This is a genomic window from Pantoea sp. Acro-807 (assembly GCF_011752675.1).
Taxonomy (GTDB): domain Bacteria; phylum Pseudomonadota; class Gammaproteobacteria; order Enterobacterales; family Enterobacteriaceae; genus Pantoea; species Pantoea eucrina.
On sequence record NZ_VWXE01000011.1, the window covers coordinates 61,999 to 84,600 of the forward strand.

A 22,602-nucleotide genomic window follows, 5' to 3' on the forward strand; every position below is an offset into this window, starting at 1 on the left:
CGATGATCAGATGATCTAATTGTACAAATCTTATCTGATTGTACAGATTATGTGCTTTTCGGCAGCGCGCCATCGCCAGGCGTCGCTACGTGAAATCTGGCGCACAACCCCCCTGACGTTTTGATAACTTTTGCGTAGCGTCGTCATGCTGTTTTTGAGGGAAATATATAGATGAAACATTTAGCGGAAATTAAAAGCAGCGTGATTCCGGCGGAATTAACCACATTAACGCCGCAGGACGTTGCTAATAATCTGCGCCGCTTTATTGCGGATAAAGGCGCTTATTCTGAGAACACCTTTCGTGACCTGCTTTCGGTGATCCGCCGCTGGGCGACGTGGTGCAGCGCGCGCGGCCTGACGTATCTGCCAATCGATCCGGAGCTGGCCCGCATTTACTTTCTGTCCATGGCGGAAAGCGGGCTTGCATCGAGCACGATCGAAAAGCATTACGCCATGATGAACATGCTGTGCAAGCAGTGCGGCCTGCCGCAGCTGCTGCTGAACGTGGACGTGCAGCGCGCCATGAAGCGCATCAAGCGCGAGGCCGTGGTGGGCGGCGAGCGCACCGGACAGGCCATACCGTTCCGGCTACCGGATCTGCAGCTGCTGTCGCACCTCATGAGCCGGTCTGACAAACTCACCGATATGCGCAATCTGGCGTTCCTGTATCTGGCCTATAACACCCTGTGCCGTATGTCCGAACTGAGCCGCATCCGGGTGCGCGATCTGGATATCGACGAAAGTGGCCATGTCATTGTTAACCTGACCCACACAAAAACGATGGTGACCGCTGCCGGCGTGATAAAGCACCTGAGCAAATCTGCCGCCGGCCACCTGCTGCGCTGGCTGGACGTGTCCGGGCTGATTAACTGCCCCGACGCCGTGATATTCGGTCCCGTCCGTCACAACAACACGGCCGGCGTGTCGGAAAAGCCCATGAGCGCCCCCGCCACGGAGAAGATTTTCAAAGACGCCTGGGATCTGCTGGGGAAAGAGCCGGTAAAAGACAATAAAGGGCGCTACACAAAATGGTCCGGCCACAGCGCGCGCGTGGGCGCAGCAATGGACATGGCGGAGCGCGACGCGACCATCACGCAGATCATGCAGGAAGGCACCTGGCAGGACCCGAAAACCGTCATGCGCTACCTGCGCCGATCTGAAAATCAGAAAGGGAAAATGTCGGGAATACTGGACGGAGAGTGATCTTTCAGGCTAATTAAATTCTAAAGAAATATAATTTGTAACCATAGTGCTTTTGCCGCACAATCCTGGCTGTCACGCACCTGCGATTAACGATGGCCACACAACAGATATTGCTGCACCGCACCTTTGACATAGACGCCCACCAGCTGAGCTTTACCGCCATTATGCGCGGCGGAGTTGCGCTGGTGGAGTTTGGTGTCAGCACCCTGTCAGAAGCAGCCCCGCTGCTGACCCTCGATAAGACCTACCGCGACCGACACAGCGCCTGCTACTACGTTTCCAGCATCACCGACCGCGCCGCAAATAAACTCCTGGAGTATTACAGAAAGGAATTTGCCGGATTTGTCGGGCTGGTGGACGACGCATTCAGCCAGCAGGGTAAACCCACGTTCAGCAGCCGCCAGCGGCTTTTTGCGGGGCAATAATGTCTGTTACCGGCAACGTCGTTAACTTCTTTGTCGCAGTGGCGACCGCACACGACGTCTCTAATCCTATCGGCACCTATTCCAACGGCTCCTACGTTGACTCCTGCACCGGGCATTACTGGGGCGAGGAGATATTCAGGCACCCCAAAACCATTGCCACACTGGCGAAGTACGGCGCGATTGAGTACGCCCGCTGCCAGGACCGGGGCGAGACAATACGTTTTGAGGATCGGCGCGAAGTGCTGAGCGAGTTTGCCCGCGGGTACAGCGACGCCGAGGACGGCTTATGCACCGAGGAAGGGGCGATTGACTCCGCCGTTCCGCATGCCTATCTGTCAGGCGCGCAGCACTGCCGCAAACGCATAAAGCTGGGGGGCATGGCCTACCGTCTGGATCAGGGGCGCGTGTGTCATGGCGTGGTGTGTGCTGATACGGGCGAGAAGTGGACGCAGGACTAAAGAAAAAGGGAGCCATCGCTGGCTCCCTTATTCCTTTGGTTTACTCATAACCATTGGACGTGGACTTCTGAAATAAACCACTGGCGAGGATAACAGAACTTTGAAGCATATTTTACCGAAACTTAAAATTTTTCGTGCGCGCTATCCGGAGACGGCAAAGGCCGTGCTGCTGCTGCTGAAAGAGGAGCGCACCGCGACGCGCCGGCGCTTTACGCGCGCCCTTCCCGGCACCGAAACGCACGTCATCCGGGGTACGCTGCTGGACCTGTGTAAAGTCGGCCTGGCTGAGCGCTCCATCGACGGCGAATACTCGCTGGCCATGCGCCCTTCTTTTGTCGTCAGCCTGACGCCTATGAGAATGGGAAAGATCGAACATGCCATTCTGATGCTGCTCAACGATCGTAAATTCATTACCGCCAACGATATGCGCAAAGAATTTGCCGTCAGTCACCCCCTGTTCCTGCAGTCAGCCAGAAAACTCATTGAGCGCGGGCTGGTGGAATACCGCGACGTTCCCGTTGAGGAAAACTCGCACCGCACCCGTCGCCACTACACCTTTAAAAACCCGGAGTAAGTCATGCCTGAAGTAAAGATTAAACGCCTCACCCCTGATGCCGTCCTGCCTTTCCGTGGCTCAAAAGGCGCTGCAGCGTGGGATATCACCGCGCTGGACGTAAAACTCAACGTTGTACAGACGCAGGGCGGCGTCCGTCAGCCGCGCGCGTGGTGGATCACTACCGGGCTGGCCGTGGAGATCCCCGAGGGCTACTGCATGAAGATTTACGCGCGTTCCGGGCTGGGTACCGCTAACTTCCTGCGCCCGTCTAACTGCGTGGCCATCATCGACAGCGACTACCGCGGCGAGATCAAGCTGCGCATGATTGCCGACGAAGGCGGTCTGGCCATCGAGCCGAAGGCGGGCATGGTCATTGCGCAGGCCGTGATTGAGAAGGTGGAGCCGGTCACCTGGACAGAAGTTGATGAACTGTCCGAAACCGACCGCGGCGACAACGGCTTTGGCTCCACCACCCCGGCGGAAACCGATCCGACGCCTGCTGCCGACAGCACGCCGGACGACGACAGCACCGCAGCAGTTTCGCAGGAGCCAGCGCCAATCGACGTGCCTGTAACGTCGCAGGATGCCCCTGCAGAGTCGTCGGATGCTGAGCCAGCTGAAGAGACCAAGACCACCACGACCACCAAGAAAACCACCAGCAAGTAAGGCCAGACCATGACCAAATATATTCTCAGCAGCAAAACGTCCATTGAGCTTAACGGGAAAGGCGAGATCAGCCCTGCCGATCTGGAAATCGCCCTGCTGGCCACGATGGGTTTTACGCCGCAAAACGTTGAAGGCGTAACCGTCTGGAGCCATGAGAATGATGATAAATCGTTCTGGCTGGCGCATGAGCAGTCGCTGCCGGCGGGCGACGAAGAACGCGCTGCAGCGGTGAAAGCCATCAATGAGAAAACGGGCGCCCGACTGCTGATGCCGTCAATGGATCACAGCTTTGCGCAGCACCTCATGAGCCAGCTGCCGATGAACGTAACCGGCGAGGCGTTTGTGTCGGGTTCCCTGGCGGGCCAGTGGCGCGCGGAGACCGTTTCCCGCTTTAACCCCTATGATGTGCAGAGCCACGGCCTGCTGGTAGACAGGCAGCAGCACGTCAGCTGCGCGGCGCAGTCCCTGCCGCTGGCGGTTTCCCTGCTGTTCCTGCAGGTTCTGGGCGTGGGCCAGCGTGCCTGGGTGCTGTTCCCTGCCGGCGCAGACGCGCAGGGGCAGCTGGTTTACCTGACGCCGGATAACGAAAAGAACATGCTGCAGTTCGTGCCGGAGCTCGACCGTTACCGCATGGAAGGCCTGGATAAATATGCTGTAGTAGGTATGGATCAGGATCTGGTGCAGGAAGCGGTTGAAAAAGCGCAGCTGCTGCGCACGATTGCACTGGGAAAGGCGAAAACTGACGCCCTGCAGCCCGAGCCGGAGCTGGTGGCCGCAGCGTCAGAGGCTGCGCCGGCGGCAGCGGAATAAACGCCATTAACGCCTGTCAGGCTATGTGCCAGGCGGCGTGGCGCCAGGTTTAAAAGTATTGCTAAATTCTAAGGGTTTGCTAATTTAACCAGGCACATTTCTTACCCGTTGCCATTAGCTCTTACTCAAAAGCCCCGTTAAGGGGCTTTTTTATTGGCTGTAACTCACTCACTACAGCTTATACACTGATTACAGTGAACGTTACCGCCCGACCGCAGGCGGTGAACTTCCGCCCATAGCGTGTCGCGCTCTTTCTCTGCGTCCACCAGCCGCTGTGAGAGCATCATCAGGCCGTTATGGTGCGCATACTCCGCCAGCTGCGCCTCCGCTTTATCCAGCTTCTGCTGCTGTTCGGTCCACTGCTGCGCGTGCCGGCGCGTCACCGCGTCGATAAACATCTCCGCTGCAGCGTCAGGATCGCCCTCAAACGTCACCTTTCCGTTATTCACTGTAAGCTGCGCCCGCGTGCCGTCGTTGCCGATTAACGTCATCACCAGTGGCACCGGGGCAAGCGGATAAGACAGGCCGATGCCCTCTCTGACGCAGAGCATTTCGCCGGCGGCGATCGGAGCAGGTGTGAAGGTATTGTTTTTCATGCTGGTGGCCTCAAGATGGATAAGAGGCCAGGTTAAGCGGTTTGTAATTTAAACCGTGAGCGCGGTATCGCAGTTATCTGAATTGAAAGGCTTTACTCTGTTCTCTCTCACCGCAACCGCGTATCGTGGCCGCGAGTGAGATAAAACCTCCGTTTGAATGACTTAACCCGCTCTGGCGGGTTTTTTTACGCCTGCTGGCTGGCGCCCGCCGCTTCAACTACTCTTAATATCAGCTTCTAAAAATAATGATAAGTCCTACTCTGTTGGCCCGCTCCTGCGGGTCATTTTTTTGCTGCCGGCGGGCGCTGGCGCAGCGCTGCTGCAGCTGAACGATTTACGGTTTTGTACAGAGAATATTCTTAATTTAAGACTAACCTTTCCCGTGTAATATGCCGTTGCGCTTGCAGGTTACGCCCTGCAGGCGTGCTACGAGATTTCCCCCTTTTGATTCGCCTGGCCCGCCCCGCGCGGGCAGTTTTTTTACGCCAGCCCGCGTCCGCCCGAGGTAATTATCCGCGCCGGCACGTTCCACCAGCGCCAGCCACATCTGGAATTAACATCACGCCAGTCATTATCACCGCTGTCATCGCTATTTGTGCTGGAAAAACAATCACTTTCCCTTTCTGCGGCTTCGCCTATGCTGGCTGTTCATAAGTCCACGTCAGAGGGAATGACCATGTTTATTATGCCCGCATCCTACAGTGCAGAATCTGTACAACAGTTACATGAAATTATCGACACGTTCATCCTGAACGGTGCGCGTTGCCACGTCATCTACAACAGCACGGCTCCCAGTGCTGCTGTCATTGAGATGGACGCCATACAGACGGAAGGAGGGACGTGCTACCGGACGCTGGCGGTGCTGGAACTGGAGCGCGTGAGCGGCATAAACACCCTGCTGCGCATTAAATCATTCCGGGCCGATCCAGACGGGGCGCAGTCAGGGGCTGGCTTAGTGGAGCCTGCAAGTCTGGCTAAAGCGCTTTATGAGGCGCTAACGGTGAAGAAACACATCACGCTGGTGGGTTTGTAGACAGCTGATAAATGACGGCCAGCGCGCGCAGAAATGGCCTGTGCCATATCAGGTAGTCGTCAACAGGCACTAGTTCTGGTAAGGGATGCCACTTATCCTGCCAGCTATTATTCAGGCTTACTACATCAGCCAGAGAGGGAGCAACACCGATAATCTTATCAGCTTGCCGGATTGAAGATCGCAATGCATTCCTGGTGATTCGATCAGTCGTCAGCTTTCTGTCCTCGCTCCACTCTTCTGTTAGATCAGTTAACGCCATCGAGTAACCGGTCCAGTCCCAATAGTAGCCTTCCTGCTCTGGTCCGTTATTAGAGTGTGAGAACAGATTCTGTTCCCAATCTTCCGGACATATGGGTTCTTCAGCAATCATGACTGTAAGCGGATTTCGGGTTTTAGTTTTGAACATATACCCGTTGCGTGTGTCCCAAAATGCCACTGAAACCAGATTAGGCGAGCATGTAACAGAAATGGTTGCACGGCCATCAGTCTCATTGACCATATGGAACACCTTGTAATCAGTAAGATCGACAACATTCAACCAGCAAAAATCCTTTTGCGATAAGTCTTGCTGGATTTGTTCAAGGTCAGTTACAAGCTGGCGGGCGCGGCGGTTTGGCTGGTCAGTCATGGGCAGATTCATCGTATGTGGTGTTTGTAGTCACCATACAAGGCTCACTCACCACTTACCACAAAAATCTATGTATGTTTATGATTTAATTGATTTTTGCAAAGCTAGCTTTGCAGAATTTGATAAGTTTACTTGCCAGTTATGCATTTCAGTAACTCAAGGCATTAAAAAGCCCGCTTGATGCGGGCTGTTGTGTCAATGATTGTGTGCCGCTGCAGCTTCCAGTGCGCTGACCTTCCTCATGAATGAATCGGCCTCTGACATATCCACGATCACCTCTCCGCAGGCCAGGCAATGACTCCCTTTTACATCCTCTACAATGTCATCCGGGTTGCCCGTATTCAGCTGGACGTCGCGCGTGTCGTAAACAAAAGCCTCTGCACCGCATGTCGGACATTTCATCGCTTACTCCTTTGTTGAGCCTGTTCACTAAGTATAGCTGACAGGCTCAAAGCCTTGCTGCAGAAGGGTTACGGGCTATGCGGCATCGCTTGCGGTGCGGAGCGCTTTCTCTTTGCGCCGGCGCACAATCTTCTGTCCAATTGGCTCAATATAACGGTAGCTGAGCCAGCCGAGCAGCAGCGCCAGCAGGACGTTGCACACGAAGAACGCCATACCCTGATCCGTAAAGGATTTCGATAACCGGTCTTTGGTCACAATGTGGATCAGGTAGACGGAGAAAGAGATATCCCCCAGGAACACCAGCCAGCGCGGCGTGATGCGGCCTAACCAGCTGTCGTTGAATGCTACAGCGGCCAGCAGCAGCGCCAGCACGGTACCGGACGCCATCAGACCATGCCCGATATGCTGGTGGCTGATAATGTGCTGCACAAACAGGGCAACCGCTGCCAGCAGGAACGGCACACGGGTTGCCACCGGCAGACGCGCCATGTACGGGTAAACCAGGCCAATCAGCACGCCCGCGGCAAACTGCCAGATAATCGGATTGGTCATCAGGTTAAGGTAGGCGTAACCCATGTCATATCCGCGCACCAGCAGCGTCGGCTGGTGGCCTGCTGCCATAGGTACTGCCACCAGCACCGCGCCCAGCATTGTGGCCAGCGCCACCCAGCGTGCGCGCACCAGCAGGCATACGGCCATCATCAGGTAAAACAGAAACTCATAGTTGAGCGTCCAGCGCACGCCCATAAACCCGCTGTCGTCCACGTAAAACGGCGCGTGCTGCGGCAGGTAGACAGAGAGCGTCGCCGCGCTAATCAGCGCCTGCGTCTTATCAGCATAGTGAAACGTCGCCATTGCCCCGCTTAACAGGAAGTTAATCAGCAGCAGAATGAAGTAGGCGGGCAGCAGGCGCAGCGCGCGGCGCTTCAGGAAGTCACCCGCTGCAGCAAAGCCAGTACCCATGCGCGATACAGAGAGCGTGATAACAAAGCCGCTGAGGATGAAAAACAGATCCACACCAATAGCGCCGGTTGAAAGCAGTTTGGTTAATGCCGGGTAGTGCGCCTTTATCTGGTAGCGGAAATGAAAGGTAACGACGGCAAGGCAGGCAAGCCCGCGCAGCGCCTGAATAGATTTGAGCTGTTGTGTCATAATTTCGTAAGAAAATCGTCTGTGTAGCGTAAAGAAGGGCGCATTTTAGGAATGGTGGCGGCTGAGGGCAACCGCCATGCAGGCGTAGAGAGCGCCTGCTTTAAGTGGATCTGTTATTCCTGCGGGCTGGTGGCCCCGGTGGTGAACGGGATTGCCTGCTTCTCCACCAGCTGCGCCAGAGAGAGACGCAGGAACGCGGCCATCGACAGCCCTGTTTGTGCCAGTACGGCCTCTGCCTCAGCCTTAATCTGCGGATCGATCCGCGCGGTTACTTCGACCTTACTGCTCATGGCGCCTGCTCCTTTTCCATGTGTTATGCGCTGGCAACGTTATCACGCAAAAATGTGTCGCCGCATTTACTGCAGTACCACTGCTTCTCGTAAACCTCTTTCAACCTGCGTCTGTAATGCCGGTTGAAGAATCGCGCTATCCAGTACGATACGAACCCGAAATAAAGAGCTATCAGCGCCGACGGCATGAGTTCAACATCCAGGCCATTGAAAAAAGCCAGGAAGGTTGCGGCATAAGTCAGACAAAATACCTGGGCTTCTCTCTTGCTGCGTACTGGTGCATTACGTGCTGCTGCGCCTGACTGACGCGTTGATCGTCCTACGCTTCCACTACTACCCGATCCGCCTCTCGACACCCATCCTGTATGGCTAACGCTTCGGGTGTTAGAAGTTCCCTGCTCAAAAACCGCCCTGCTTTTTTTGACGCTCCCTGATCCGCAGTTCGGGCAATTAATCCTGATTTCCATTTTGTACCGTTCTGTATTGCTGTTGTTGAAAAAACTGTCACCAGCCGGATAGCTGGTGGTCAGTCAGTAAAAAGGTGTTAACGCCACTTAGGCAGGCCAAGCTGATCAAACTCCACGTACAGCGGCATGCCTGTTGTATGCCGATGCCCTACCAGCGACTCCCGGCGCACCGGAATTTCGTCATACTCTACGGCGGTTTTATAAAAGTGTGCCGCTTCTTTCGGATCTTTAAAGCACCAGCGGTACACGTAAGCGTCAGTGGGCGTGATCCCCATGCAGACGCTGAGCGTATACAACAGCTGCAGCAGCCCGCACCAGCTGCCGTCGGGTAGCTGGCGGGCGTGGATGATGTTGCATTTGGTGATAAGAAAGTCGCGCACTTCATTTTCTGGCCAGCCCTCAAACGAGCACCAGCCGTACTGCCTTAGTCGTTCGTCCATCAGCGCACGAACGCCGGATTGTTGCTGGTGGCCAGCGCGGGCTTTTGGGACGGCTCACGCATGACATACACGGGAAACTCAATGCTCGCTGCCTTATCGTGAAAGAGCGGCACTGTCTGCGCCCCTGCGCCACCAGCAGCGGCGATCTCCACGTTTCCTACTGGTTGCCCGTAAATATCGTTAAAACGCTCTGCGAGCGCCTGAGCGACGCTGTAATACGCCGGGTCAAAATCGGTACTGCCGTCAGGTTGCGGCTCCATCTTAAAGCCGTGCGCCAGAAACAGCGCCCTGATTTCCTGTTTAATCACTGGTGTTCTAATCCTGCTATTTCTTTTTTGAAGTTGTTAGGGGGTTAGTCCCTTAACCATGCACGTAACTCAAGCTGAGGTTTCGTTGGCGTGGACTCAATAAGTTCTTCATCCCCCTGAAGATGCATATGTCCATGCGGATCGCTTTTTGCAGCGTGAATTTCGCTTTCAAGCCAAATTCCCGCCTCTGATTCATTCTCCGTATAATCAGGATAAAGCGCTCCTATCCTGTCAGTACGCGGTGGTTGCTTTCTCCAGGTGTTATCCCGCTTTCGGTAAATGCGAAAATATTTATTCTTCGTGGTGATATTCTCTTCAGGCTGGTGAGCGACTTCTGCTTTTTCGCATACCGCATTAAGATGATGCTGAATCCACTCTGACAGTTTCATACCTTCCTGCCGCGCCTGAGTGACATAGCGGGCTTTAATATCAGGCGTAACGCGCATCTGAATCTGAGACGTCGCCGGGACGTCTCCCTTAACTGAGTTTAAAGCCCGTGGGTCGCGTGCTTTATCGGTCATGTCTAACCTCGATCTGTGGCTCCTTCAGCCGGAGCGTATTGTTTGTAAACGTCCGGGAAAAACTCTACACAAAATCCCAGGGCGCAATCCATTTCCTGCAAGGCCGTCAGTGCATCAAGCGGGCGTCCGTCATCTTCAAACAGTGCAAACTCATACGGCAGGGTAAACCGTGCTGCCGTGATGTTAACCATAAACGGTATATCGTACTGCTCGGCCTCTTCGCCCATGATCATCGTCCACTCAAACGCGAATTGATACTCGCCCTCACTGTCTGTCATGGTGGCGGTGCCGCTTACTTCAGTGTCAGTGTGGCCTGTTACCACGATATCCTGTGGCTCCCACCAGTCCAGTTCATACATATTGCTGAGTACCAGCTTATTCGCAGGTGCAGTACCCGGACGCCAGCCGGACTTTAGGATGAAGTCATAGTGATCGCGGTATGTGAGGTTGACCTCTTCAAAGGTGCAGTCATCGCCTATGTAACCAAAGCAGATGTTGTTACGCAGCCAGACGACGGTTGCCAGGTCTGTACAGCTGGAGGCCACCAGCTCGTAATTGGTTTTGATATCCGCATACGCTTCAGCAGCGATAAAGCCAGGCTGGTGGCTCTGAGCAATCGCGCCGGTCAAAGTGTGGGACATATGCTGGATAGCAGCGGTAGAAGTCAGTGAGGCGTGAGCCATGAAGAGATTCCTTAAATGCCTGGTGCGCCAGGGCGACGGCGCAACATTGCGCCATGAGGTGTAATGTACAGACATAGTATTTGCTTGTCAATACAAACAAATCAGTATTTTAAATTCATTGTATTTTCTGTCGATTGATTCTATGTAATAAATTACAATTTTGTTTAATCTCTGAACTATCTTCGCTTAAAGGAACTTATGCGTACTCGACAGCACATAATAGATACAAAGGCAATCAAGAAGGTATTGAATGCAATGCCTGACCACTGGGTTGTTCGTGAGTTAACTGAACGTGATTATGGGACTGATTTAGTTATAGAAATTTTTGCAAAAGGAGGAAATGACAAAGCAGGAAATGAAGCCTATATCGCAACAGGCGGAGTAATCAACGTTCAGGTAAAAGGCACAGACAGTCAGCTGAAGATAAACAATGATGATACTGTATCATTTCAATTAGATAAAAAAGCGCTCGTTTATATGGATAACTTTCATACGCCTTTTCTGTTGTTTAATGTAGGTGTAACAAAGGCATCAGAGCCGTTTTATTTTGTTTGGGTTCAGCGTTACATCAGGGATGTGCTGGATGTTGAAAAGCCTTACTGGAGAGACGAAAATCAAAAATCCCATTCAATAAAATTACCGATCAAAAACGAAATCAAAAAAAGCATTGAGAAAATTGAGCGCATTGCACTGTGGCCCAGATACTTACAAGAAATAGTAGATTTTAATGAATCATATACCCATCTAAAAAGACAACTAATGAACATATCGAAAGGTATATGCAGCACAGATGAGGATCACTTAAAACACCTAGTTGCTGTATCAAGAAGAATATTAAAGCTTAATATTTTATTTTTATACCTTCCTTGTGCTATTGACAAGAGAAAAGCTAATTCTCTGTTTATGCATGTTGCCGCATTAACCCCAAAAGACAAAAAAGAGGCTTTTTACCCCTTTGAAAATATGTTTGATTTTGACAGCGTGCTAACTACACTTGATGGCATTGAGTCGTTTGAAGAGTTCACAGCTAAAAGCTATGGTGAGACCGTCTATTGAGTACTTAAGGCAATAAAACAAATTAAAATAGTAAAGAATAGTAGGTTTAAGCTCGCAATAAAAAACCCCGACCCAATTTTTTAGGGCGGGGTTATAAATTCTTTTCGTGCAGTCATCCGATTAACTTTAAATCACCCTTACGATGGCGCTTGTGTTCATCGTAATAATTTTCATGGGTGCCCAGACTAAGTAAATACAGTTCCAGCTTTTGATTTTGCCAGCTGTAGCCGAGCAAATACTGCTGTTTGCCGAGATAGAATTTGTGCACTCTCAAGTAATTGAGATCGCCCTTCTTTCTTTCACCTAGATCTGGATTTTCAATGATGCGATCAATCTCGTCATCAACACTATCCTGCTCCTGCTGTGTTAGCCGGTTCAGCGACTTCTCAAAACGAGAAGTCTGATAAATATCAATGTTCGGCTCGTTTTTTTCTTCGCTCATATTTAGTCACTTTTCCATTATCAACTTCTGATTTCGCCAATAAAATTTCGTTGATGAAGGAAAACGGCAAATCGGGGTTATCTTCGGCTATACGGCCAATTTTAGCCCAGTGTTCGATTTGCTTAGGAACGCTACGGCTCATAGCATCAGCATGTGTTTTCACATCTTCAACAAAATCATCATCTAATCTTACGCTTGTGGCCATATTCCACTACCTCTGCTTTATCCTCTCCGGCCTTATGATCATCCATGCATAGGCTTTTCGAGAAGTTCCTCTAAATGCTGTAAAGCACTGATTCAGTAAGATAAATTCTGAATTCTCGGGGCTATACTTAACAGCACGATTCATACTAATTATGCGACAATTTGTTGCTCATTGCAACCTAAAGGCGCAACTGACTATGGCTTTCCATTCAGCAGTAGCCGCCTGGCCTCGCTGATAGTGTCCTCCGCCCAATCCCGGCCAAACCCCGGCATCGTCTCAAACCTGCTGGCTGTATCAACCGGAATCGCGTCGATGTATTCCAGCCCTGCCCGTGATACCTCCACCAGCTCTGCGGCGGCATGGCGCAGCGCCAGCAGCTCTGCGGCCATTTTCTGCGTCATTGCGTGGTTAGGCATCAGCGCCAGGTTGTTTTTAGGCTCTGCCGCGAACAACTTCAGTTCGTCGTCGGTGATGCGATCGGTAATCATGGTGGTGTCCTCAGTCGTGCGTGGCGATTATGGCGATCGCCGGTTCAAAATCAGCAGGCTTTATTGTCCCTTCTGCAAATGCCAGGCGCATGGCGATGTTCTGACGGCCGCGGGAAAGCAGAAAGGCGGCAGCGCCGGCGCAGTGTGCCTCTCTGCCAGACGCGGTGTAACCCTGTTCGCCGTCCTGGTCCTCTTCCTCGCCTGTCAGATGCGTGGTTTTGTGACAGTAGAACGAACTGAAGTCATCGCGCAGAAGGTTAGCTTTGATCCCCTCCAGCCGTCCGGTGTTCAGCTCTATGCCACCCACTTTTAAAAACGGGCAATTTGCGCAGGGCGCTTTCAGGCGAAAGAATTTACGCAGGTTCATTGCTCGTTACTCACTAACGCTGGTGGAGCGGTATAGACCGGCACGGGCGCTTCATTGGTTACACGGAGTCTCGGCCTGTGCTTCCTGAATAATGTGTTACCTGCTCCGGTAACAATCGTGTAGCCAGCAGGCTTTGCAGTCAGTGCGGCCAGCGCGACCTCCTCCCCCAAAGCTTTCAGCATTGAAAACATATGAGGGGGAAACTCGAAACGCTCCTCACGGTCGGACAGAAAGCGGATCAAAGGCTCCACCAGCTCCGCCGGCACAACCGGCATCGGGTAATGTTTTACTGCCTGGCTCATTGAATATTCCCTTTCGCTTCTGTAACACCTTGTGGAGTCAGCTCCACTTCGTAGTAGCGTGTCATGTCTATGGGTTTAGTCTTGAAGCGGATAAGCCCGCTGCGCATCAGTGGTGAGAGACTGCGACAATTAACATCGTCACGGTTCCTGGTCGCAACGTCATAGCGAACTTCAATGCCATAGCCCTTATCGCCTCGCATCATGTAACGGGTTCCGTTACGCATCCTGCGTAAAGTAAATAACTGCGCTCTGCTTACCGGCATCTATGAACCCTCCACGCGCTTAAATTCGATAACCCAGCACCACGGGTTAGCCTGCCAGCTTGCCGGTTTATAAATGGATTCCCATAGCCGCTGAAATGCGACTTTTGCGGTTGCGTAATCCCCTTCGGGCGTCAGAAACGTATCAGTAAATTCAGGCGCTGGTGGCACACCCTCTGCTGCTGCATCAGCCTCACTGATAGCCTGCAACCGCTCCACCCGGACACCGGTAATCTCCAGCGTTATACGGGAGGCCTCCCGGTAGCAGCCGTTCGACAGGCATTTACCCGGCGTGACAGGTTTAAGTCGTGATGGAATATCAACAGTTCGGGGGGCGTTGTCCGCAAGATAGCGTATGTGCGCTTTGCCATTATTCGTGCTTAAACAGAGCGTTTTCTCACGTACCCATAACCGATCGCCAGGCTGACCGAACGGGCAGGAATGTGCGGTCGTAGGGCCGTGCTCATGCTTCAATGATGACAACCATCCCTGAATCTCTTTATTAGGGAATACGTGAGGACGGATATCGTCTGCTGGCTGTGGCGACATTATGCGGCGCGTCTGCGTCTTACTGCCGTTCAGTACAGCGCGAACCATTTCAGCATTTAGGAGAATCGGACGTTCACGCATAACTGTTTATCTTATCCATGAGGTGCAGCCGATATCGTTGCAGCCTTCAAATTCATGGGGGTTTAACTGCCAGTGAATGCGGCCACAGTCCGTACAGTTGAAGCGCACCTTACCTGTCCCGGCTTTACGTCTGCGCGCGCGCTGAATGTGAGCCGGAACGCGCAGGCCAGCGGCCTGCACCATACGGCGATGATCGAGCATGGCTATAGGAAATGTGCGGCGCTTTGCCGCATCAGCGACGTGAAAAGGCAACCAGACCAGCTCGGTCGGATCGCCGGGCTTATCGAAAAGCGCCGCCTGCATAAAATCAGTGGATGGCAGAGCGCCGTTGCGCAGCCAGTACAGATCGTTTCCGTCCCACTGCCCCTTTTTAAATGCGACATACTGATTACAGCCAGGCTCTATTATCGTTTCGCAGGGTACGTGCTGGTGGTCAACGTGAACGATAGCCAGCGCATCAACGCTGTCAGCGCATACGGGCTGGTCTATGTCCCGGCCTGTGTTCCAGCGAGTTTGCGCTTCTTCCAGCGAGTAAACATGGGCTTTATCAATGCTGGAGTTGTAGCCGTTGCCGTTGTGGCACCAGAAAGAGGCGTTACTGCCAACAGTTTCCCTGGTGCAGATCATGTAAAAGCGTCTATTCATCATCCACCAGCCTGTTCAGCGGCTTCGGGCCTGAAAGCATCGATAACCTTGTTAGCGGCTTTGGTGATCGCTTTGAACTGTGCGGCGCTGATGGTGGCACCCGGTTGCTGATTGCCAATTTCGGACAGTATCGCGCCGATAAGCGCCGGCTGTGATAAAACAGGGGGTTTAGTGGCACTGGTCATATCATTTAGTCCAATGGTTAATTTCGGACTAAATTATATAATATTCTAAGGAAAGTTTAAATTTTTCATTAACCGAGGGGGTACTTTGCACAAATCCCACCAGCGCCGCATGATGGCGGCTGGCTGGTGAGTTTCGCAGGATGGAGTCAGTGAGAAAGCTTGATTTTTGTCATTTCAGCATCAAAAGCACGCAACATTGCAGGCAAACGGAGCGAAATAAACAAACCGACAAGCGAAAAGACAGCGAAGAAAAGCATCATTGCCATGTATAAAATATCAGCCATATCCCTATAAATCCCAGTTGTTAATTGAGTGCGCTAATAAAATATGCACTTTCAGTTTTTTCTGATTGTATGCACATTCTAAAAGGTGATCAACATTTGATCGGCTGCTGCAATGAATAAATACGGGGTAACATAGTGGCTGATTATACTTAACCTAAATTATTGTAATTCCAGGGTTTAAAGCACCCTATTTTATTTTTACTACCGGTAACTCTTCCCATCGGGTGAGATAGCGTGGTGAGAGCATTTCCCGCTTCATCTGGTAGGCCGGATTCACGCCCTGACCTGCCAGAAAAAGCGTGCCACGCTGGTAGCTGTTCAGTTTGTCCATAACGGCCATCAGCTTATCGCTGCCAGGGCGCGGCGGCGCTTCATCAAACAGGTTAAGCTGCTGCTCAGAGCCGCAGAACTCCCCCAGCATCACGCCTGCCTTTGCATACTGGTAGCCATCGCGCCAGATAGCCCGCAGGCCGCGAACGGCGGCATCAATCAGATCGCGAGTGTCCTGTGTGGCCGTGGTAAACGAGTGGCTGGCGCCGCGCGAGTAATACGGGTAGTTCGGATCGTGTTTGCTTGTCTGGATGAATACCGTGATATTCCGACAGTACTGCTTTTCACGCCGCAGCTTTTCGCCGGCGCTGGTGGCAAAGAAACAAACAGCGTTGCTCACTTCGTCCAGGCTGGTGAGGCGCTTGCCAAAGGACCGGCTCACCACGATTTGCTGTTTCGTGGGCGGGTTCTCCTCAAGCTCAAAGCAGCGTTCGCCGCGCAGCTCTCTTACCGTGCGCTCCAGCATCACATTAAACGTTTTGCGGATCGTGGTTGTGTCAGCGCGGGCAAGGTCGAGCATCGTCTTGATGTTCATCATGCGCAGCCTGGCGGCTATCCGGCTCCCTACTCCCCACGTTTCGGACACGTCCAACAGCGACAGCAGCTTGTCACGCCGTGCCGGGTCGGTCAGCACTACCACACCGCCTGTTTTCGGCCAGGTCTTTGCTGCGTGCGTGGCAACCTTACAGAGCGTCTTGGTTTCCGCTATCCCCACGCCACACTTCATCGTGGTGTGCTGGATGACGGTTCGGCGGATCTCCTCTCCAAACGCCTGATAGTCCACCAGCTTTGACATGCCATCCAGAGAGCCAAATACCTCGTCAATTGAGTATGCTTCCAAGTTAGGAACGTGCTCACCTACAATGGAATGAAAGCGCTTACTGAATGCGTCGTACAGCGTGTAGTTGCTGCTGAATACCACCACGCCATAGCGCCGGATTGTGTCGCGGATTTTAAACAGCGGATCGCCCCGCTTCAGCCCTGCGTTTTTCGCCTCTTTGTTCAGTGCGGCTATGCACCCGTCATTGTTCGTCGCGACAACCACCGGTCGCCCGTACAGGTCCGGTCTGAATGCCAGCTCGGCGGACACGTAGAACGCGTTAACGTCACTGTGAAGAAACATTGTCAGTACTGTGGATCACGTAAGTGACCACGCCCCATATTTCCAGTGACTCCGGCTCAATCGGGATCGGCTTATAGCGCGGGTTCATCGCCAGCAACATCGGCTCCGGCTTCAGCTGCAGCTTTTTTACCGTAAATTCCCCATCCACTGAGGCAATCACAATCTGTCCGTCTGCTGCCGTGCGCGACTTGTCCACCACCAGCAAATCGCCGTCAAAAATACCGGCATCAATCATCGACTCGCCCTGGCAGCGGACAAAATAGGTCGCCGTTTTAGCCCGGACGCAGTACTCATTAAGATCCAGCGGTGTATCTTCGTAGCCTATTGCCGGCGACGGAAAACCTGCTGCCACCTTCTCCAGAAACTGTAAATACGCCTGTCGTGGCGCGGTGTGTGCCGGTTTGGCTATCAGTTCTAATCGCATCATATCCACCTCCTTTTGCCTGTATAAAAATACAGTATAAGATTACGCGCACGGAATTGACCAGTGGGCGATTTCAGGTAGAATTAATCAAAGTCTAAAACTTTAAGAATTTTCGCATAATGAATTTGGGTTTAAAGAAGATTGAGCTTGATAAGTGGCGCGGGTACTGGAGAGCAAAAGGGTTCCGTGATTCACGCGTGAAAGAGCAGCCATTACGCATAGATCGCGGTGATTATCACATCGCATTTGAGAAAAAGCAGTGGGTGTCATATGACGACAGAGGGAACAAACTAAAATCTAATGAAATGCTTTACCCTCTTCTGAAAACAATTTCCTGAACCTAAAAAAAAGGCCGCACATAGCGGCTTTTTTTATGGTGGTGGCCGGATCTAAATGCCCCTACTTTACCTGTAAGCCAGCGCTTTAAAGGTGCCTGCGTGACGTTTCAGCAATACTTCATATCCTTTTCCAGCAGCAACTGCTGCAGCGTTTCATATAGGCTCCCAGACACCATCACAACGCTTTCCCCTTCCCGGGTTATCTTCATTGGCTCATTGAGCGCAGCATCAATCGTAGCGTCCCATGCTGCGCGCGCAGCAATGCTATCGACAGTTTTCATAGGATTGTCCCGAATCAATGCGAGCCAACAAGACATAATGGAGTAAATGGCTCCGCTGGCAAATAGGCTATTTTCCAGTCTAAAAGCAGCTACAAAAAAACCGCCCGTAGGCGGTTTTGATGAATCCGGAAAACTGTTCTCAGGCAATTTACCAGAAAGGCGAACACCGTTCTCAGGCGATTTTCGCCACTGCAGATTTGCTTAAACAGCAAACACAAGCAGAAGATTTCAGTAGTCAGTATACGGTTAGAAAAAGCCAGTACAAGTTTAAAAAAAAGTATGAAGGCGTTGGCAGCAACTCTAAACCTTATGGGCTGCGGAATCATGGTTTTTGCTCACTTATAGGACTGGTTTTTTGCCAAAAATCAACTCTAGAAATAATTACACAGCATAGTAATCTGCAAGCTCTCCAGTAAGGAGATGCATCAAGGGGGATTCTCAGCCCTTTCGGAACCTTGATGTTTTATTCACCCGACCAAGCACAAGCAGAAGATTTCACTCTCTTGCGCGGCGCGCCGAACGCCACTGGTCAAACCGTAAGGCTCCATGCATGGGACGCAACGCACTTGTTGTGTCACTGCTGATGGCATTACTGAACGCCTATAGCGGCGGTGAGGGTATGAACATCAATACCACCATCAATGCTCCGGTGACAGTGATCCACAGTAAGTGATAGTAAGCCGCCTTCAGGCGGCTTTTTTGTTTGTGAAATACGCGCATTGGTGCAGTTTATTTCGCAAGGTCGCTCAACCATCAACCGGAACACAAACAATTTTCTAGCTAATGCAAGCTTAAAAGACGATCCGCTCACCATCTATGTAAGATTTGCCCTCAAGTTGCTGGTTTCATGGCAGCGTTAGTCTATTCATGGTAGCCCACTCAGTTAGCAGGCAAATGTTCGTCTATTCATGGTAAACAGGCTCAATCTGTACATATTGCGAACATATTTGGTGGCTGCGCGCCCCTCTACCATGAAACCAGCAACATTCACCATGAATAGACTAACGATGTTTGCAAACATGACAGCCACCAGCGGCAGGGCCGATTGTGGAAAATGTAGAAATTGCCCTCACACCTAAACGGCCAATCGCTGCCGTGTTGCTGGTTTCATGGCAGGCGTCAGCCGTTGCCATGAATAGACGAACAGTGTTTATAAACATGATGGGATCGGGTGCCAGGCTGAGAAGTGTTTATAAACATGCTGGCGTGAGTGACAGCCGACCTACACCGGGGCGATGTACCGTGCATGATCAGCGTCCATCATGTTTGCAAACACGCTCGGCATGTTTATATACATTTTCCGTCAGATAGCTGGTGGCTACCATGCTTGCAAACATCGTTAGTCTATTCATGGTAGAAGTTAGTCTATTCATGGCAACTGTTAGTCTGTTCATGGCAAACCAGACAATCAGTATACAAAACACTCAATTTTAGGAACTGATGCCGATTTATCCATGAATAGACTAACGATATGTATGTGTTAGCCAGCTTTTACCATGAATAGACTAACGTTTTCGTGATTACTACCGGTAGCACTGGAGGGCTCACGGCTTGGAAGAGTTGAATTTGTTAGTCTGTGCATGGTAAAGCGGCTATTTTTGAACCAGCTATTAGTCTATTCATGGTGACGTTAGTCTAAACCGCCGGTTATTTGTACATTGTGAGTAAATAACACTCATTACCATGAATAGACTAACGTTGCTGTGAGCTACACCGCAGTTGCCATGAACAGACTAACGCTCAATTCAATTGAGGTCTTAAGCCAGGTTTGCGCGAGTGAATCAGGAAAAATACCGTCCCGTTTTTTTTCACTTCGCTGTATGTCAAATACCCAATCTTCTCCAGCTCTTTCATAGCGTTTCGTACTGCAAGGTTCTGCGCACTAAGGCTAGATCTTAGATTGAGACGTTCACGTAGCCTCGGTAACGACAGCTGTAATGCACTGTTTGGCATGCTTTCGATGTAGACATATAACGCTTGTGCTGACTCTTTTCGTGGTAATGCCTGAATAGCTTTAAGCTGCAGCAAAACCTTGTGATCGTAGCTATAAAGCTCCCATAGGCGTGAGTCACCTTCCAAACTGATGGTGTCACTCTTAATGTCATAGGTAGCGTATTGAAGCAGGTGCGTGATCGTAACCTTGCTTCCGTCTTTATTTTTGAAAGAGACTACTAAAGAGGACAGGCGCACCAGAGAATCAAAGAATCTGTCTCTCGAACGCTGATTTATATCGTCAACGGCTATGCCGGTTAGCTTGGCAAATTCAGTGAAAGGCAGGGTAATTCGGTTGCTACTTTTGCCATGCTTTGAAAACGCACGAATAACGCCGATCCATGTTTTAAAATCCGTGCTCATATCGAGACGGCTTCCACGAATAGAAATATCCGTATAACCCTCTGATTTGGCAAGTTCTAAGGTGCCCAATTCTTGAGTAGCATCTACAGATACATACCCACGCGAAGGCAACCTTTTGGAACCAGGAACGAAAATCCCTAAGCGCATGAGAGCAATAGGCTGAACTGTTTTGTTATCAGTTGGCGTAAGAGTATAACTTTCCCCATTATCGCCACCTTCAACACATAGAGCATCAGATATAGTTATGATTTCATTATCTTTTTGCATGATATCATTCTGCCACTGTGGAATGTGAGTAATCTGGTTCGCTACCATGAATAGACTAACAACCTACCATGAATAGACTAACATTTGCCATGAATAGACTAACGTTTACCATGAATAGACTAACGTTTACCATGAATAGACTAACGCAAAACACTGTTTTTATCTTTTAAATCATTGTTTTATAGCTGCGGTGATCTTCTTTGATCTATCTTTGATCTACTAATGATCTATTTTTAGGATCTATTCAGTGGATAAGTGGATAACTCATGAGGCTAAGCAGTTATTCACACTCCAGCACCATATGCCGCTCTCACATCTCACTGCTAATCGCGTGTATCACCGCCTCAGCGGCATTCTGCAGCGCTTTCTTTACCGTATTCCCCGTGGCACACATGAACCGTAGATCGCAGCTGTAAGCGACGTACAAGCACACTGGTAGCCTGCTCGCAGAAATCTTAAATCTCCCACTGGATAATTCCATGACGCTTTACAACATCATTTAATTGATCAAAAATCTAAGGAAAATTTTAGAATAGGTCACACATGGAAGCGTCACAGTATCAGGCAGCACGGGAAAAACAGGCCAGAATGTTGCAGCGCCAGCGCGAAAAACAAGCAGCCAAGCAGGCCGATCCGGAGTACCGCCAGCAGCAGTATGATAAGCAGCAGGCCAGCGCTAGCAGAATGATCGCCAGACAGATTGAGCGGCGTAATTCGCCGGAATGGAAAGCAGAGCAAAGAGTGAAAGCGCTGAAACGCGCTGTAAGCGCCTCTGAGCGCCTAAAGGAGAAAAAGCCTGCACGGATAACAGCGAAGCCACGAACGCGCGCCAGCGCATCAGGAAAAGGACTTAAAGGGCGAACGCCTACGGCAGCGGAGCGCGTGGTTATGGATGCATTAGGCAAGCTGCCCTGCATTGCCTGCCTACAGCACGGGAAGGAATCACCGCGAATCAGCCTCCATCACATTGACGGTCGCACAAAACCCGGCGCGCACTTGCTGCAGATCCCCCTTTGCGTTTACCACCACCAGCACGCCGCACCTGAAAACGTCCGCGCAGAGTTTCCCTGGCTGGTGCCGGTACACGCGGACGGCATAACAGGCGGCAAGGCAGAGTTCACCCGGCATAACGGATCGGAAATGCAGTTAATGGCAAAGGCTTACAGTCTGGCAAGCATCGGGCATCTTCTAAACTCCAATACTGTCGGGGCTTAGACGACAATTAAGTACGTGCAGCTATACGCCATTGACGTATAGCTGTAATCATGTAAACTAGCCTTATTGATAAGCCAGTGGCGTACAGCTATGATATTTATTGAGACTCCGATTTTTACGGAAGATGTTAAGGAGTTACTGACTGACGATGAATACAAAGACTTTCAGCAACACCTTGCTGATAATCCAACGTCAGGTGATGTGATTCAGCAATCAGGCGGGTTAAGAAAAATAAGATGGGCTGTTCCGTCAAAAGGCAAAGGTAAACGAGGGGGTGTCAGAGTGATTTACTATCACGTCTCCGCTGCCGATCAGATCAGACTGATTCTGATGTATGCCAAAGGCATTAAAGACGACCTGACGCCAGACGAGAAGAAAATTCTCCGCAAAATGAATGAGAGTTGGTAATGGATCAGAAACTGTTTAGTCGCCTTACTGCCAGCATGGGGCAAATGAACGAAATTATCGAAGGCTCTGCGGAGCCTTCCCGCGTGACTGAGGTTAATCAGTCAAGCATCAAACAACTACGCGACAAAACCGGGCTTTCGCAGTCCGGCTTTGCAACACTTATATCTGTAAGCGTGGACACGTTAAAAAACTGGGAACAAGGACGCCGTAAACCAACCGGCCCTGCTCAGGCGCTGCTTCGAGCGATAGAACACGATCCGGTTAACGTGATTAAAGCCTTATCTGTTCGATAACGCACTCCAATATCAAAAGGTCGCTACTAAGCGGCCTTTTTTATTTTCTAAAAAAACTGCTTGACC

General features: G+C 51.2%; 36 protein-coding genes. 13 read left to right on the forward strand and 23 right to left on the reverse strand.

The window, feature by feature from the left end; genetic code table 11:
* Nucleotides 1–171 precede the first annotated feature (171 nt).
* The 6 genes from F3J39_RS18005 (at nt 172) to F3J39_RS18030 (ending at nt 4,118) form a co-directional block, all read left to right on the forward strand.
* A complete protein-coding gene (locus F3J39_RS18005; RefSeq protein ID WP_166714539.1) occupies nt 172–1,203 on the forward strand; it encodes a tyrosine-type recombinase/integrase in 1,032 nt (343 codons plus the stop codon).
* Between the two features lie 92 nt (nt 1,204–1,295).
* A complete protein-coding gene (locus F3J39_RS18010) occupies nt 1,296–1,628 on the forward strand; it encodes a hypothetical protein (RefSeq protein WP_166714540.1) in 333 nt (110 codons plus the stop codon).
* Nucleotides 1,628–2,086 (forward strand): hypothetical protein, encoded by a 459-nt coding sequence (locus F3J39_RS18015; RefSeq protein WP_040113210.1) that lies wholly within the window; start codon nt 1,628–1,630, stop codon nt 2,084–2,086. The genes F3J39_RS18010 and F3J39_RS18015 overlap by 1 nt, the downstream gene beginning before the upstream one ends.
* A gap of 100 nt (nt 2,087–2,186) precedes the next feature.
* Nucleotides 2,187–2,660, forward strand: a complete 474-nt coding sequence (locus tag F3J39_RS18020) for a helix-turn-helix domain-containing protein (RefSeq protein ID WP_166714541.1) — start codon at nt 2,187–2,189, stop codon at nt 2,658–2,660.
* Nucleotides 2,661–2,663: 3 nt separating this feature from the next.
* Nucleotides 2,664–3,308: a dUTP diphosphatase gene (locus tag F3J39_RS18025; RefSeq protein ID WP_166714542.1), complete on the forward strand. Its 645-nt coding sequence runs from the start codon at nt 2,664–2,666 to the stop codon at nt 3,306–3,308.
* 9 nt (nt 3,309–3,317) lie between these two features.
* Nucleotides 3,318–4,118: a hypothetical protein gene (locus F3J39_RS18030; protein WP_166714543.1), complete on the forward strand. Its 801-nt coding sequence runs from the start codon at nt 3,318–3,320 to the stop codon at nt 4,116–4,118.
* Between the two features lie 164 nt (nt 4,119–4,282).
* Here F3J39_RS18030 and F3J39_RS18035 read toward each other — a convergent pair whose 3' ends face one another.
* Nucleotides 4,283–4,714, reverse strand: coding sequence for a hypothetical protein (locus F3J39_RS18035; RefSeq protein ID WP_166714544.1), 432 nt, complete (start codon nt 4,712–4,714; stop codon nt 4,283–4,285).
* Between the two features lie 676 nt (nt 4,715–5,390).
* Between F3J39_RS18035 and F3J39_RS18040 the strand changes: the two genes are divergently transcribed.
* Complete coding sequence (locus tag F3J39_RS18040) at nt 5,391–5,747, forward strand: hypothetical protein (RefSeq protein ID WP_145339972.1); 357 nt, start codon at nt 5,391–5,393, stop codon at nt 5,745–5,747.
* Here the strand turns inward: F3J39_RS18040 and F3J39_RS18045 are convergent.
* The 8 genes from F3J39_RS18045 to F3J39_RS18080 all read right to left on the reverse strand — a co-directional run bounded on the left by F3J39_RS18045 (nt 5,728) and on the right by F3J39_RS18080 (nt 10,638).
* Nucleotides 5,728–6,375 (reverse strand): hypothetical protein, encoded by a 648-nt coding sequence (locus tag F3J39_RS18045; RefSeq protein WP_145339973.1) that lies wholly within the window; start codon nt 6,373–6,375, stop codon nt 5,728–5,730. The genes F3J39_RS18040 and F3J39_RS18045 overlap by 20 nt on opposite strands.
* A gap of 195 nt (nt 6,376–6,570) precedes the next feature.
* On the reverse strand, nt 6,571–6,777 hold the full coding sequence (locus tag F3J39_RS18050; protein WP_040113281.1) for a type II toxin-antitoxin system MqsA family antitoxin: 207 nt from the start codon (nt 6,775–6,777) through the stop codon (nt 6,571–6,573).
* Between the two features lie 75 nt (nt 6,778–6,852).
* Nucleotides 6,853–7,929, reverse strand: coding sequence for an acyltransferase (locus F3J39_RS18055; RefSeq protein ID WP_145339974.1), 1,077 nt, complete (start codon nt 7,927–7,929; stop codon nt 6,853–6,855).
* A gap of 113 nt (nt 7,930–8,042) precedes the next feature.
* A complete protein-coding gene (locus tag F3J39_RS18060; RefSeq protein ID WP_145339975.1) occupies nt 8,043–8,219 on the reverse strand; it encodes a type II toxin-antitoxin system RelB/DinJ family antitoxin in 177 nt (58 codons plus the stop codon).
* A 544-nt stretch (nt 8,220–8,763) separates the two neighbouring features.
* A complete protein-coding gene (locus tag F3J39_RS18065) occupies nt 8,764–9,126 on the reverse strand; it encodes a hypothetical protein (RefSeq protein ID WP_166714545.1) in 363 nt (120 codons plus the stop codon).
* On the reverse strand, nt 9,126–9,434 hold the full coding sequence (locus F3J39_RS18070) for a hypothetical protein (protein WP_166714546.1): 309 nt from the start codon (nt 9,432–9,434) through the stop codon (nt 9,126–9,128). Before F3J39_RS18070 ends, F3J39_RS18065 begins: the two co-directional genes overlap by 1 nt.
* Before the next feature lie 44 nt (nt 9,435–9,478).
* Entirely contained in the window at nt 9,479–9,955 is a 477-nt protein-coding gene (locus F3J39_RS18790; protein ID WP_211049796.1) for a hypothetical protein, read from the reverse strand.
* Nucleotides 9,956–9,957: 2 nt separating this feature from the next.
* Nucleotides 9,958–10,638: a hypothetical protein gene (locus F3J39_RS18080; protein WP_166714547.1), complete on the reverse strand. Its 681-nt coding sequence runs from the start codon at nt 10,636–10,638 to the stop codon at nt 9,958–9,960.
* A 198-nt stretch (nt 10,639–10,836) separates the two neighbouring features.
* On the opposite strand from F3J39_RS18080, the gene F3J39_RS18085 reads away from it, so the two are divergent.
* Nucleotides 10,837–11,694, forward strand: coding sequence for a DUF4365 domain-containing protein (locus F3J39_RS18085; RefSeq protein WP_166714548.1), 858 nt, complete (start codon nt 10,837–10,839; stop codon nt 11,692–11,694).
* A 112-nt stretch (nt 11,695–11,806) separates the two neighbouring features.
* Here the strand turns inward: F3J39_RS18085 and F3J39_RS18090 are convergent, their stop codons facing one another.
* The 13 genes from F3J39_RS18090 to F3J39_RS18150 all read right to left on the reverse strand — a co-directional run bounded on the left by F3J39_RS18090 (nt 11,807) and on the right by F3J39_RS18150 (nt 17,998).
* Nucleotides 11,807–12,136: a type II toxin-antitoxin system RelE/ParE family toxin gene (locus tag F3J39_RS18090; RefSeq protein ID WP_166714549.1), complete on the reverse strand. Its 330-nt coding sequence runs from the start codon at nt 12,134–12,136 to the stop codon at nt 11,807–11,809.
* The gene (locus F3J39_RS18095; protein WP_166714550.1) at nt 12,105–12,341 is read right to left on the reverse strand and encodes a ParD-like family protein; all 237 of its coding nucleotides are present in this window, start codon (nt 12,339–12,341) and stop codon (nt 12,105–12,107) included. Before F3J39_RS18095 ends, F3J39_RS18090 begins: the two co-directional genes overlap by 32 nt.
* Nucleotides 12,342–12,535: 194 nt before the next feature.
* The gene (locus F3J39_RS18100; protein WP_247648288.1) at nt 12,536–12,829 is read right to left on the reverse strand and encodes a hypothetical protein; all 294 of its coding nucleotides are present in this window, start codon (nt 12,827–12,829) and stop codon (nt 12,536–12,538) included.
* 10 nt (nt 12,830–12,839) lie between these two features.
* Nucleotides 12,840–13,196: a hypothetical protein gene (locus F3J39_RS18105; protein WP_166714551.1), complete on the reverse strand. Its 357-nt coding sequence runs from the start codon at nt 13,194–13,196 to the stop codon at nt 12,840–12,842.
* A complete protein-coding gene (locus tag F3J39_RS18110; RefSeq protein WP_166714552.1) occupies nt 13,193–13,498 on the reverse strand; it encodes a hypothetical protein in 306 nt (101 codons plus the stop codon). Before F3J39_RS18110 ends, F3J39_RS18105 begins: the two co-directional genes overlap by 4 nt.
* Nucleotides 13,495–13,701 (reverse strand): hypothetical protein, encoded by a 207-nt coding sequence (locus F3J39_RS18115; RefSeq protein ID WP_247648289.1) that lies wholly within the window; start codon nt 13,699–13,701, stop codon nt 13,495–13,497. Before F3J39_RS18115 ends, F3J39_RS18110 begins: the two co-directional genes overlap by 4 nt.
* Before the next feature lie 60 nt (nt 13,702–13,761).
* Nucleotides 13,762–14,388 (reverse strand): hypothetical protein, encoded by a 627-nt coding sequence (locus tag F3J39_RS18120; RefSeq protein WP_166714554.1) that lies wholly within the window; start codon nt 14,386–14,388, stop codon nt 13,762–13,764.
* A gap of 6 nt (nt 14,389–14,394) precedes the next feature.
* A complete protein-coding gene (locus tag F3J39_RS18125) occupies nt 14,395–15,033 on the reverse strand; it encodes a hypothetical protein (RefSeq protein WP_166714573.1) in 639 nt (212 codons plus the stop codon).
* A complete protein-coding gene (locus F3J39_RS18130) occupies nt 15,033–15,218 on the reverse strand; it encodes a hypothetical protein (protein ID WP_166714555.1) in 186 nt (61 codons plus the stop codon). Before F3J39_RS18130 ends, F3J39_RS18125 begins: the two co-directional genes overlap by 1 nt.
* 146 nt (nt 15,219–15,364) lie before the next feature.
* Nucleotides 15,365–15,502: a hypothetical protein gene (locus F3J39_RS18135; protein WP_166714556.1), complete on the reverse strand. Its 138-nt coding sequence runs from the start codon at nt 15,500–15,502 to the stop codon at nt 15,365–15,367.
* A 187-nt stretch (nt 15,503–15,689) separates the two neighbouring features.
* Complete coding sequence (gene umuC / locus F3J39_RS18140) at nt 15,690–16,955, reverse strand: translesion error-prone DNA polymerase V subunit UmuC (RefSeq protein ID WP_166714557.1); 1,266 nt, start codon at nt 16,953–16,955, stop codon at nt 15,690–15,692.
* Nucleotides 16,939–17,379 carry a translesion error-prone DNA polymerase V autoproteolytic subunit gene (gene umuD / locus F3J39_RS18145; protein WP_040113297.1) on the reverse strand — a complete coding sequence of 147 codons (441 nt, stop codon included), beginning with the start codon at nt 17,377–17,379 and terminating at the stop codon, nt 16,939–16,941. The genes umuC and umuD overlap by 17 nt, the downstream gene beginning before the upstream one ends.
* A 445-nt stretch (nt 17,380–17,824) precedes the next feature.
* A complete protein-coding gene (locus F3J39_RS18150; protein ID WP_166714558.1) occupies nt 17,825–17,998 on the reverse strand; it encodes a hypothetical protein in 174 nt (57 codons plus the stop codon).
* Between the two features lie 119 nt (nt 17,999–18,117).
* On the opposite strand from F3J39_RS18150, the gene F3J39_RS18155 reads away from it, so the two are divergent.
* Together F3J39_RS18155 and F3J39_RS18965 are read left to right on the forward strand one after the other, a co-directional pair.
* Nucleotides 18,118–18,414, forward strand: coding sequence for a hypothetical protein (locus F3J39_RS18155; RefSeq protein WP_166714559.1), 297 nt, complete (start codon nt 18,118–18,120; stop codon nt 18,412–18,414).
* Nucleotides 18,415–18,548: 134 nt separating this feature from the next.
* Entirely contained in the window at nt 18,549–18,671 is a 123-nt protein-coding gene (locus F3J39_RS18965) for a hypothetical protein (RefSeq protein WP_282097902.1), read from the forward strand.
* 1,067 nt (nt 18,672–19,738) lie between these two features.
* Here the strand turns inward: F3J39_RS18965 and F3J39_RS18160 are convergent.
* Nucleotides 19,739–20,620 (reverse strand): RepB family plasmid replication initiator protein, encoded by an 882-nt coding sequence (locus F3J39_RS18160; protein ID WP_104086100.1) that lies wholly within the window; start codon nt 20,618–20,620, stop codon nt 19,739–19,741.
* A gap of 588 nt (nt 20,621–21,208) precedes the next feature.
* Between F3J39_RS18160 and F3J39_RS18165 the strand changes: the two genes are divergently transcribed.
* The 3 genes from F3J39_RS18165 (at nt 21,209) to nadS (ending at nt 22,536) form a co-directional block, all read left to right on the forward strand.
* Entirely contained in the window at nt 21,209–21,835 is a 627-nt protein-coding gene (locus tag F3J39_RS18165; protein WP_247648293.1) for a Ref family recombination enhancement nuclease, read from the forward strand.
* A 90-nt stretch (nt 21,836–21,925) separates the two neighbouring features.
* Nucleotides 21,926–22,243, forward strand: coding sequence for a hypothetical protein (locus F3J39_RS18170; RefSeq protein ID WP_040113268.1), 318 nt, complete (start codon nt 21,926–21,928; stop codon nt 22,241–22,243).
* The gene (gene nadS / locus F3J39_RS18175) at nt 22,243–22,536 is read left to right on the forward strand and encodes a NadS family protein (RefSeq protein WP_040113267.1); all 294 of its coding nucleotides are present in this window, start codon (nt 22,243–22,245) and stop codon (nt 22,534–22,536) included. Before F3J39_RS18170 ends, nadS begins: the two co-directional genes overlap by 1 nt.
* Nucleotides 22,537–22,602 lie beyond the last annotated feature (66 nt).